Here is a 12,321-nt window from a genome sequence, read left to right as displayed (position 1 = left end):
TCCATTCCCTCAGTTACAGCTGGCCACTCCGATATCCTGCCAGACCGAGGCCACTCCCGGCTCCTCGCCCTGAGTCCACCATTTGGCCCGGTAGCGCCGGTCCTTGTGATTGACCTCATCACCGCCGTTGTACACTGCACCCGCACTCCAGGGAACCTCTACATCACTAAACAGCGACCAGTCAGCAGACCCGAAGTCGGGTTCTTTCTGCGTCCAGTAATTTGCCTGCCACACCAGTTGCCGGTGGCTCACCCGATCGCCACCCACATAGGTGGCCCCGGAGTTCCAGGCCGGGTAGTTGCCGGCGTTGGGGTCAGACAGTTCACAACCACCGCCACCACCGGCGTCAGTCACCAGTACCGCAACGCTGGCAGTGGCCTCATCGGTACCATCGGAGACGGTAACCACAGCGGTAAAGCTGGTATCAGTGCCAACCTGCGGTGCCGTCAGCGTAACCGTGGCGCTGTTGCCATTGGCAATATTGAAGGCGGGCGCACTCCAACTGTAGGAGAGTACATCGCCATCCGCATCGCTGCCCGCAGCAGTAATCTGTACGCTGCCCCCCTCCTGCACAGTGATACCAGAGGGTACCGATACCTGGGGTGGGGTATTGGACTGCGGCGGCAGAAGTGTAACGGTAACAGTGTCTGCATCCGTCGCGGTGCCGTCATCTACCGTCAACTCAAACACCATTACCGCTGCAGAGGAAACTTGCGCGGCGGAAAAGCTCGCCAGGACACTGTCCGCCCCCTGTAGTTCAACCGCAGTACCGCTGACCTGCCGCCAGTTGTAAGTAAGGCTGTCGCCGTCCGCGTCACTGGAAGCACTGCCATCCAGAGTGATACTGGCCGGGGTTGCCACCGACTGATCGGCACCGGCGTCCGCATCCGGGGCGCGATTGGGCTGTGGTGCCAACACCAATATATCGACGGCATCGCTGCTGGTTAGAGGTGCCGTATCACTCACTGTCAGGCGAAAGCTCAACACCGTGTCGGCAGTGACAGCCGGTGCGGTGAAACTGGCAGTCACGCTGTCTGCTCCCTGCAACGCCACCGCTGGTCCCGCCGTTTGCTCCCAGCGGAAACTTAGCGGGTCACCGTCCAGATCGTAAGAGGCACTTCCATCCAGGCTTGCGGCCGCCCCCTGGGCCAGGGTTTGATCGGCACCGGCGTTGGCAACAGGGGCCCGGTTATTGGCTCCGTCTCCGTGTCCAAGCCCCTCGTGCATGGCATTGAGAATATCGCCATTGTCCGCGTCGATTTCCCAGGCAAACAGGCCCGCTAAACCGTTGCTGCGCACATAGGCCCCCTTGGCCAATACTGAGGTGGGATCGTCGAAGGAGATCAGATCGCCGTTGGTGGGATTAAAGATATAAGGACCCTGTGCCGTACTGTCATAGTGATACTGGTAACCACCAGTGGCCAGACGGCCAACGATATCGCGGTAATCCGCCACGCCATTTTCCCAGGTGCCCGCCACCGGTCCGGTAGCGGTGCCAGTCAGGTGGTCGCCGCCGCTCCAGCCCGATACACCAGTCCAACCGCGGCCATACATGGTAGTGCCCACAACCAGCTTGCCCGGCGACACACCCCCACCCAGTAACGTCTGAATGGCGGTGTGGGCGTTGTAGTTGTCGGTGGAATTCCAGGCGGGCGCATACAGTGCCGTGTTGTGACCCAGGACCTGGTTGCTCCAGGCACCGTAGAAGTCATAGGTCATCACAAAAAAGTAATCCATATACTGCTGGACATTGATGTAGTCGACGTCTTCGATCTTGTCAGTGCCGGCTCCGATAGCAGAAGTGAGTTGGTACTGGCGCCCTGTCTCCTGCCCCAGGCCGTCGAGCATAGCGCGCAGCTCTTGCATTAACAGGCGATAGGTTTCCCCATCGACAGCGGGGTCGCCGAGATTTGCGTTGGCCCCCTGCCCACCCGGATATTCCCAGTCGATATCGACTCCATCAAAGAACTTCCAGGTACGCAGAAACTCCTCCACCGAATCCACGAAACGTGTGCGCAACACAGGATCGTCAAAGAAGTAAAAAGGGTCCGACAGTGTCCAGCCACCGATGGAAGGCAGAATCTTGATATCCGGGTATGCCTGTTTCAATTCCATCAGCTGGCCAAAATTGCCCTTGTAGGGGTCCGAGTAACTCTGCCCGGCCTGGGACTTCTGCAGGGCCGCATAGGGATCGTGAATAGCGACCTTAAAATCCTCCCGCCCCGTGCAGGAGCGCTGCAACGCCTCAAAGCTTCCGGATATTTGCTTGAGGCTGTCGTTGATGCCGTGACCGCCACAAATGGGAATAAAGCCGTAGAGGATATGGGTCAGGTTATAGGCGGGGATCCTGTCCACCGGAAAGCTTCGCCCATAGACACCCCACTCCACAAAATAGGCACCCACCACCGAGCCGCTGCTGTTGGTATAGGGGCGGTTGTTTTCGCCCACCGTCAGTACTATCGGATCGAGATGGCTGCCATCAGTATCGGCCACCTTTATCTCTTTGACCGCCGAAGTGCTGCACCCGGACGCATTGCAGAGGGAAACCTGCAACTGGTACTGCCCCCCCTCATCGACGCGCAGGGTGGCGGATCCCTGCTGAGTACCAGTACCGGATACCGGCTGCTCCAGTACCTGCTGCCCGTTGAGGAGGTAGCGCACCCGGTCGGCGTCGTCACCGGACCACTTGGTCCAGGCAACCGGCACCTCAGCGTATTCCCTCACCGTCACCAGCTGCTCATAGGCAGTAGCTGCCGCATCGACGTCAATGATGGCGAAACTGCTTTCCATCCAATCAATCTGGGGCGTGCCGGGGGCTGCCATCAGTGGCGAACTGGCCAGGCCCAGCGTCAGCATCAGTGAGCGCCAGCGGAGGGGATTCGTGCACCCCTGGCGTTGATTTTTATATTCCATAGTTTTCACCTTGAACGTTTTATTGTATTTGCGCCAAGCCATCCCCTGGCTAGCTCGCCGCAGTCGGGTTGGGCAAGCGCTGCAATATGACACCGCTATCATTTTTAATGACAGCGATGTCATCAATTTGTCAAATTAAACCCTTGGGGCTGAAAAACCAGTGCCAACAGACGGTTATGAGACGATAGTCACATTCATTTCAAAAAAATGACGCACTATTCATCTTTAAGCGAAAAGACAAGGAAGCTGCGTCCGTCACCGGCAAGGCCGTGGGATGAGGAAGAGAAAGCGAAAGGCAATGCGGCGCAACCGTGGAATGAAGCTCAAGGTTGAGCACGTGGAGATTGAAATCCGAAGCAAACAGTCGTCGCACGCCCTATGAGGCCGGTTGCGATCACCACTATCAATCTGGCAATCCAATAGATGATCCGTTCTCTTCCGGGTTGTCACCCTTGTAAACCCACACAATCGCGTGAAATCCCGGGCAAAACGCACTGACAGGTGAAAAAATTCGCAAGGAAAAATGCCGGAAACTGTGACTGACCAGCAAATACCTCTTGCTACTTGGAAGGCCTTTAGGCCGGCACAAAGAAATAGCGGCCGACATCAGACCGGCCGCTTGGTCCCTCTCTTACTGATCCCTTTGAAGCTGGCTGGAGCCGCACCCGCTATTCACCTCGCTGAAATCATTCAGACCAGTGGTCACCCGCTGTGGGTCTATTTACGGGATCGCCCAGCCTCCGTTGCGGACCGCTTCTTCTTGCTGCTTCGCCTCTGCGAAGCCCTCCCGGGCAGTAACTATGATAGTGTGCGAGTTTCGGTTTACAAACCTTTGTCTTTCACTTTGCACCACAGGTCCTCTCTGCAAAAACTGGCGGACCATCAACCGTCACTACTCCCCTGGGCAGCTGCATGGCCATGAGACGGCCCGCGACCTGACCGACTGGGGAAACAAACTGCACTAACAGTCTGACCTCAGTCATGGCGATAGAGGCAAAATACGCTTGCGATTCCTGCCGACATGGCCAGCGGGCAAATACGAGTGCGGGGTCCGTATTGCTGACTCTTCAATATGACCTTATTGACCCGGCAGCCGAATAAGTTGCCAGGTTAATAAAAATGCCTGTGGGCTGCTCCAGCGTCACAATATGATTTTGGCGTACGTCTTGAATCAGACAAGATAGGGAGCATTTATGGCTATGCAAGCTATCAAACACCTGGGACTCGCATCCCTCTTGACGGCAGGCCTGGTCACCACAGGCTGTGCCAATATGAGCGACACAGACCGGCGTATCGGTACCGGTGCCGGTATCGGCGCTGTGACAGGTGCCATTATCTCCGGCGGACGCCCCGGTGGCACCGCGCTTGGTGCCGTGCTGGGTGCCGGTGCCGGATACCTCTATGACCGGGAAAGGAAAAGGTACTACTACTACGATCGCCACGGCCGCCGCGTCTACCGCTATTGACCCGGAGACCATTTGGTCAAAGCGACACAGGGAAGTGTCGTGGCTAATTTCAAATTCATCACAAGCAATATCTTTGATGATCCATAGCGCCACATAGGGGACTGCGCGCAACAATTGCTCTATTGGTTCAAAAGCCTCTGAATAACCCGCCAGCCACCGTGGCCTTGCTCAAGACATCTCATCCAGTACCGCATTGGCATCAACAATTCCAGTACCGGGGCGGCTGCCGGCCTGGTCGTGATCAATCAAATAAGCTCCAGTTATGCCGGGAATAGGCCGGGAATTTTGAGGGAAATTAGCGTTGCGGTACCGGATAAACGCGGTGGGAGCGTTCGGGCACCCTGGCAATAGCCATTGTTTTCATTGACGGCGCCATCAGACCATCGTTAAGGGCGAGTGCGATGCCGTGGGTTGGATTAAAAGCCATATCGCCACCCAAAGCGGTAACCTGTACAGTCGCCCCATACCTACCCATAAAATACTCCAGCAAGTCCCAGGCAGTAACAAAAGAGTAAAAAAATCACCAAGCATGTCCGGTTTTTTTGCCAGATTCTGTTTTTAAAAGATGGAGCAGCGTAAAGAGTGATCAGTGCCTGTTCCGTTCAGACTATATAGGAGATTAGTATTGTGATAGATATTGGTACAAGAATACTTGTTACTATGGTGATGGCACTTATAGCCAGCTTGTCAATAAGTTACGTGGCACAAGGGCAAACCTCATCTACAAGTATTGGCATTACGTGTCCTGATGGATTTGCCCCCATACCTTCTGGCCTTGCGTGTGCCGCAACCGAGATTGTTTACAAGGCGACGCTAGACATATCGCCAGAGCAAAATTGCCCCGAAGGATTTGAACGCCATCCAGGGGTACAATTTTGTGTCGCCGCCAACTTAACTTTAGATATCCAAAATGACATTCTTCTTATAATGCAACGCAAGACGGGGGAATGCCCAAAAGGATTTTCGAAGGCAGTAGGATCGACCATTTGCTCCGCAGATGATCTAGTACTCAAACTTATAGACAATGAAGTAATCTTAGCGACAATTGGCACCAAATGCCCTAAAGGTTTCCACCAGCCCGAAGGCGTACGATTTTGTATTGCCAAAAATCTTGCCGCAGAAACACTTCCACCTCCGCCACCTCCAGCCTGTCCCTTGGGTTTTATCAAGCCACCTGGAGTCCAATTTTGTATCGCGAGCGCTATTCTTTACAAGGATGAAAGCCGCATAAATGATATTATACCACCTATCGGAAACTGCCCAAACGGATGGTATCGACCTAAAGATGTCAACTTTTGCATACCCAGCACTATCGGCGCCTCCTGTGGATCTCAATGTGGCACGAATAATTTCAATGCAATTGATCTGCTACCCAATACCGATGAATACAAAATGAATCCATGTCCAAGCGGGACAATAGAAATATGGTGGGATATGCCTGTTTATGACAGAGATGGTTTGTTTGTCATTGATAGTATTCCAGCCAGATTTTGCTTGCCCGTGGATTTAGAGCCGGCGGGATAATGCTTACAATTCCACCTGAAATATAAATTATGTAGATTTTGCCATAGCTTAAACGCCAAGAGCTTACCAACCTGTGCATCTTCTCTGAACATTTAAGGCGCACAGGTTACCTGCAAAAAAGTTTCAGGTTGACGCAATAGAGATAGACAATTCAAATAAGGTTGGTTTAGGATAAATGACATGAGAATTCATCTAGGAAAGTACATTATTAGGTTAATTTTACTTTTTATTTTTTCTTTTTGTAATTCTTCAATTTCTAGCACGGTTTTCGATGATTCAGAGACAGCTTTGCCAATCTATAGTGGCAAAGACTGTAAACAGGGGTTTTTTCGCCCACCGGGAATAAAAGAGTGTTTAAATCTGCAGGATGCATTGAGTCCCCATCCATCAATACAGGCACCTGCAGGAGAGTGTCCTACCTATTGGCAACGCTACCAGGAAGGGGGGTTTTGCTTGCCAAGTCACTCAGTTATCTCCTGCGGAAGTACTTATTTTTCTTGTAACGAATCACAAAGTGATATATTGTGGCTAGTACCTAAATTAGTCGATTGCCCCAAAGAATCCCAATTAATAATTGGGAAGTACCCTTCACATGATAGAAGCGGAGAATTATTTTTAACCTATAGACCAGTTTTTCTTTGCCGGGCAGCTGGTCCTCTAGAAAGAACTGATCCACTGTAGGTTTTATCAAAGAGGGCAAGCTTCTCCTTGCGAAACGCAATAGAATCAATTGGAGAATATACTACCCCCAAGGAACCAACTGTTGTCACCTCCAGAACATCACTATTATTATTTAAACGTTCCAAAGCCTGTTGAACACTCTGGACAAGATTATGTGCACCATGACGCTGCAGAAACAAAGGGTGCGAATTCAATACAGTATCAGAGGATTTTAGCAGAGTTATTGCCGAGGCGGGACTGTGTTCTACCTGGATTAGCCCCAGTACTGCTTCGGCTTCAGCGATCATACTATGACCGAAAATGTATTTAGCCTGTCTACTGGCCAAGGCAGACTTGGCCAGTGTCTCTGCTCTGAATAATTCTTTATTTTCGGCTAACAGCACTCTTGCCAAGCCAAGCTGGGCTATGGAGGTACGGACTCCGGTTTCAGGCATTAAATCAAGGGCCTGTGTATAAAGTTGACGGGCCGTCTCCAGGTCTCCTTTTGCCAGCGCCAAAGAAGCAGGCTGACATAGTCCTCGACCCATAATTTTGTCAGTAACCTTTAACGCCTGGAATATCTCTAGCATTTTCGCATAGTGCTGATCTGCAGCATCAAATTCACCTTTGTCTTGCAAAGCGGTACCCAACCAGAGCAAGACAACGGCAATCCTTATATTATCCTGCTGACTTTTCAGGCGCTTGACCCGTAATGCCTGCTGTAAGTATCTTACCGCAGCTTCGAAATCTCCGGTTCGGTGGGACAATATGCCCAAAGCCCGCAGTGTTTCACCTATATATGGGTGATCGACGCCCAATATTTTCTGCTGAATGGATAAAGCCTGCCTACTAAGTTCAGTTGCTTCCTCAAAGCGCTCGAGATCCGTGAGCATAGTAGCCAGGTTATTTAAAGCTATTGTGTAAGAAGAGTGTTGTTCGCCATGGACCAGTTTTTGAATTTTTATTACCTTTCGCATGTGTTCTGTGGCTTCTTCAAAACGGCCCTGATAATGATGTATATTACCTAGCCCATTGAGAGCAACTGCCATTTCATTCTGTCCTCTCGTAGCTTCTTGCGCTAAATGTATTGCCTGCTTAAAATAAAACTTCGCCTTTTCGTAATCACCACGCTTCTGAAATAAATTGGCATATGCATTAATAGTTTCTGCCTGGTTTACTATGGTACTATTAGTTACTGATTGCTGATCAATTTCCTGATAAATCGTAAGACTCTCTTGCAATAGTTTTTCCGACTCCTCATACTGGTTCATGGTACTCAGGCTGATAGCCAATTTGGTCATTGTATCGGCAAGTCTAAGTGAATCAAGGTTAGCCATTTTACGCTGCTGGTCCACAGCTTTCCTCAGGAGCTCGGCACTTTTTTCATACACTCCTTGGCTATAATAAATACTCCCTAATATACCCAGCATATGGCTGCGAATGCCCGGAACTTCCCTAAGGTCGATCTGTATTTTTTCCTCGCCATTTTCCAATAACTGCTGTGCACTGATTTGGTCCAATCCGTACACATTCGGATCTGAGTGCTTAAATATATTCACTAAAAAATTGGATACCTGCTGCGCTTTCTCCGCCTCAAAGACACTTTTTTCTAGCGCCTGTTGAATGCCGCGCGATTGAATTGTTACCGTTACTGCATACCCTATTAGAATACACACAAAAGATACAGATACGGCCAGCGCCCTCCAGTGCCTATAAATATAATTTTGCACTCGATAATGAAAAGCCCCTTGACGAGCAGAAACCAAATTTCCATCCAAATGAGCCTGAATATCTCCAGCAAAATCTCGCACTGAACTATACCTGTGTTCCGGCTCTCTACGTAGAGCCTTCAGAGCAATGGCATCCAGATCACCACGAAGTTTTTTAGCTATATAAGTATCATTATGCAAACCATTTTTGCTTATTACGCTGGGTAATGTGGGACAACATTCACACATTACTCGAGATAATTCATATAACGATTCCGCCTGGTCACTGAAAGCTTTATGGCCAGTGATCAACTCGTAGAGTATCAAGCCCAACTGGTAAATATCCGTACCGACGGTAACACGCTCATTTTTAATTTGCTCCGGTGCAGCAAACCCTGGCGTCATTACAGATTCACCATTTTGAGTCAAATCTTTTCCAAGTTCATTAGAAAGCAATTTAGCAATACCAAAATCAAGGAGCTTTACCTGTCCTTCACCATCAATCAAAATATTGGACGGCTTGATATCCCGATGTACAACCAGATTCCTATGGGCAAAGCCTAAGACATGGGCAACTTTTATAATCAGGGATAAACGTGCATTCAGATCCAAAGCGCGCTCGCTGCAATAGCGGTGAATGTTCACCCCACGCACGAACTCCATAATAATATAGGGTTGTTGGTTTTCGGTAACGCCGCCGTCGAACAACTGAACAATATTTGGATGATTGAGAGAGGCTAGAGTTTGCTGCTCAAGCTGGAAACGTTTTAGACCCAGCGGTGCGGCTTTACCCTCTCCTATCGGTGTACGAAGTAATTTGACTGCCACCTCCTGTCGGAATTCACCTTCTTGCCGCTCGGCCCGGTATACCACCCCCATGCCACCTCGCCCAATTTCCTCACATAACCTATAAGCGCCCAAGCGATCACCTGTTTTAAGCCGTGGAGACACACAATGCACTTCATCGTTCACAGGCATGGATTTTTCCAGAAATGTTGGCGCCATGCGTTCTGCGTCTAGCAGCAGCTCAATTTCCCGATATAATTGACTGCCTTTTTCACAAATCTGCTGTAGAAAACTATAGCGACTTTCTTCCGGCTGCCGAAGAACTCTACTGAAGATTGTCTGTATTCTTTCCCATCTTTCCTTGGTGAGTTTCATAGGCAATTCGTGGTTTCGCTCAAAAAAACAATTAAATAAATGTGGCTTAAATTTTGGTTTCCAGTGCCAAAGCCAACAAGGTTTTGGCTTTTTTCCACTTCCGTCTAATAGTACGCTCATTTACATCATATATTTCCGCCAATTCTGTTTCCGTAAATCCCACGAAAAATTTTAACTCAACAAGCTCGACAAGTTGTCTGTCAATTTCTTCCATTTTATATAGGCCCTTATCAATATCAAGTAAGATATCAAGACTATGATTATCATACACATCAGCTTGTTGTAGCTTTCCTGTATAAGTAACCCGAGTCGCATTTCCCCCACGCTTCTGGGCTTGCTTATATTCTGAATAATTGATCAGTATTTGACGCATAGCCTTAGCACATAACAAAAAAAAATGTTGCTTGTTATTTATGCTTGCATGCGGGAAACTATCGTGCAATTTAAGATAGGCTTCATGCAATAAATCGGTCGTTTGCATGGTTTCGATAGACCATGTCTTTTTCAATTGATTATGAGCCAAACGCTTCAATTCTTGGTAAAAATCTGGAAAAATCTGCGCCAGATTATTCTCTGAAATTTCTGAACAATTTTCTTTAAACTGAAATATGCTATTAGTAGCATCCATTCTAAATCTCCTGGGAAATTGACAAAATGACCATCAAAGCGTTACGAAATTGTTTTAACCGACTGAAATCAGCAATCATTTGCAGAACAGAATTGGGGTGAAACGCCCAAAAAAAGGGTTGTTACAATTCACCCAGTTTTATATACTCTTAATGTAGTTTTTTATTTTCCTATTTTTGGTATATATTCAGATCATCCATGCCAACTGCGCTAACGCATTAGACTATGAAATAGCTTTTGAACGTATTTCTTTTCACCTAAAGGGTTAAAGAAATATGAAAATTTTTACTTAGCTTCGGGGAGGAGGATCACTAATAACCTGTAAATATAGCCCCTCATTTTACAAGCTTTGGCTAACTCAGCCCTCGCTTGATGGAAATACTAAAATAAAGCTTCGGCCACTTCTGTGCAACGTTTGAGTTCTCGCCTTTGATAGCTACCTCAGGACTAATGATATATTATAACTTTATTAACGTATGATTGGTGTTCACTCTTTTCACATAATCTCTGAGATACCTCTAGGTAACTTGTCAATCAATATAGTTCCATGAGAATTTTCTATTATAGGCTTAAATTGGTCACCGCATCCCTGAAAACTGCTTATTTATTCGCCTTATTGAACCTGTCTATCCTTAGATTCTAGGTACACTGACCCCAGACTACAGATACCCTAAACCACAGAGTCGTTTTACTAATCGGATATTTAATATAGCTACTGCTACTTCCAAAACAAAATTGTGAAGCCTGCTGAAACCGAATGTCCGCTTAATATAGGATAATAGATGCTGCAGCTTTGTGCTTTTGCCGGCCTTGCTCATTTGAACTCGCTCTATGACCATTTCTCTTCAATCTATGTCTCTAGAACAAGCCCAATGGGCCCCATTTACAATATGCCAGAGTAGATTACTTGAAGGTAGCGCCTCTACGGTTTTCGCACTGATATTGCCTGTTTCTTTCAGACACATTTTTTCTCGCTGTGGGGATACTATAAATCAGTAGGGCACATTAGCTACACCAATGTGCAGCATGTATCAAAAATGCCATGCATGGATTTTTTGTATCTGCAGTATTTCGACTCACACTCAGTCGCCCTACTCTTGCGTTGAACTCAGGGCTGACATGGTGGCAGCACCCACAATACAGTCCTCTTCGCAAAATCAGATTGTATCAATCTCAGCGTTGGCTGATCTTGTTAAATACTATCTTGTCAAGCTGGTGGGGGGAGGCCAGGATCCATGGATCGTCGTGCTCCCGGCCCAGTCGAATGCCGCTAAAGCAACGCACCCGATCTATTTCATACAAGACTTCTTTAAAAGCAGAATCGCTTAAATTGCGAGCTAATCGTACAATTTAGATACACAGCCTGGCACCCCAAAAACGAGCACCAATCTATCCCGCCAAGGACAGGAAAGCCTTTGCTGTCTTTTTGCCGCCGGGCCCCGACACGCCTGGTAGGTCTTCTCCTACGCATTTTTTGGCAACTGTCGCCTCAGAAACCCGCACAATGTGAAAAATGTCTCAACAATGGCACAGAATTGGCGTTTGCATGTAATTTTGTCGTGTAACCCATGAACGATGACGGCAAAATTGCCCCCGGGAATCAAAGCCCTCGATTCGAGCATCACCATAGCCCGAGAACAACAAAGTAAGAGTCCACATTCATGTTCCGTATTTTCTCCAACAAGTCGCGCCACGACGATGACTCCCGACGTGACCGCGATTCCCGTGACACCTCTTCTGGGTCGACCGGTCGCACCATCAGCTACGATCCCAGCTTGATCACCGACCTTAAAAGAGACCACCATGACCTGGTGGATGCTTTTCAACGCATTTGGTCAGAGGGCTACGAGAAAAGGGATTTCCGCCACCTGTCCCAACTGCTGACCGCCTTTAAATCCAGTTTCCAGGCACACCTGATCAAGGAAAATGTCCGCTTTTACGTCTACCTGGAGCAGGCCCTGGCAGGGGATATACACACGCTGCAGATCGTTAAGGACTTTCGTACTGATATGAACGACATCGCCAATGCGGTGGTGCAGTTCTGCAAGCGCTACAACCACGAAGCCTTTTCGCAGGAAATGATCCGGGACTTCAAACTGGATTACGACAAGATCGGCGAGGCCCTGGTGCGCCGGGTCACTCTGGAAGAGAAGGAACTCTATACCCTCTACCAACCTTCCTGACTCGCGTCGGCGCCACGGCGCCGTTCGCCAGTCGTATTAATTCTATCCCCACAAGCGGAGGTTTTTCTCTTTTCTCGA

7 protein-coding genes are annotated in these 12,321 nt (G+C 48.7%); 3 read left to right on the top strand and 4 right to left on the bottom strand.

All coding sequences use genetic code 11. The features are described from left to right. Nucleotides 1–9 precede the first annotated feature (9 nt). Nucleotides 10–2,913: a glycosyl hydrolase family 18 protein gene (locus tag AB1S50_RS07935; protein ID WP_367150024.1), complete on the bottom strand. Its 2,904-nt coding sequence runs from the start codon at nt 2,911–2,913 to the stop codon at nt 10–12. Between the two features lie 1,193 nt (nt 2,914–4,106). Between AB1S50_RS07935 and AB1S50_RS07930 the strand changes: the two genes are divergently transcribed. Next, complete coding sequence (locus AB1S50_RS07930; RefSeq protein WP_367150023.1) at nt 4,107–4,379, top strand: YMGG-like glycine zipper-containing protein; 273 nt, start codon at nt 4,107–4,109, stop codon at nt 4,377–4,379. 295 nt (nt 4,380–4,674) lie between these two features. Here the strand turns inward: AB1S50_RS07930 and AB1S50_RS07925 are convergent, their stop codons facing one another. Continuing rightward, a complete protein-coding gene (locus AB1S50_RS07925; protein ID WP_367150022.1) occupies nt 4,675–4,854 on the bottom strand; it encodes a hypothetical protein in 180 nt (59 codons plus the stop codon). A 152-nt stretch (nt 4,855–5,006) separates the two neighbouring features. Here AB1S50_RS07925 and AB1S50_RS07920 point away from each other — a divergent pair, with 152 nt between their 5' ends. Continuing rightward, nucleotides 5,007–5,903, top strand: coding sequence for a hypothetical protein (locus tag AB1S50_RS07920; protein WP_367150021.1), 897 nt, complete (start codon nt 5,007–5,009; stop codon nt 5,901–5,903). A 620-nt stretch (nt 5,904–6,523) separates the two neighbouring features. On the opposite strand, the gene AB1S50_RS07915 is transcribed toward AB1S50_RS07920, so the two are convergent. Beyond that, nucleotides 6,524–9,433, bottom strand: coding sequence for a tetratricopeptide repeat protein (locus AB1S50_RS07915; protein ID WP_367150020.1), 2,910 nt, complete (start codon nt 9,431–9,433; stop codon nt 6,524–6,526). 46 nt (nt 9,434–9,479) lie between these two features. Beyond that, the gene (locus AB1S50_RS07910) at nt 9,480–10,061 is read right to left on the bottom strand and encodes an ECF-type sigma factor (protein WP_367150019.1); all 582 of its coding nucleotides are present in this window, start codon (nt 10,059–10,061) and stop codon (nt 9,480–9,482) included. Between the two features lie 1,660 nt (nt 10,062–11,721). Here AB1S50_RS07910 and AB1S50_RS07905 point away from each other — a divergent pair. Then, nucleotides 11,722–12,243 carry a hemerythrin domain-containing protein gene (locus tag AB1S50_RS07905; RefSeq protein WP_367150018.1) on the top strand — a complete coding sequence of 174 codons (522 nt, stop codon included), beginning with the start codon at nt 11,722–11,724 and terminating at the stop codon, nt 12,241–12,243. Nucleotides 12,244–12,321: the final 78 nt, after the last annotated feature.

The sequence above is a fragment of the Microbulbifer discodermiae genome, assembly GCF_040742695.1.
GTDB lineage: Bacteria > Pseudomonadota > Gammaproteobacteria > Pseudomonadales > Cellvibrionaceae > Microbulbifer.
This window is presented reverse-complemented; position numbering and strand designations above follow the sequence as displayed.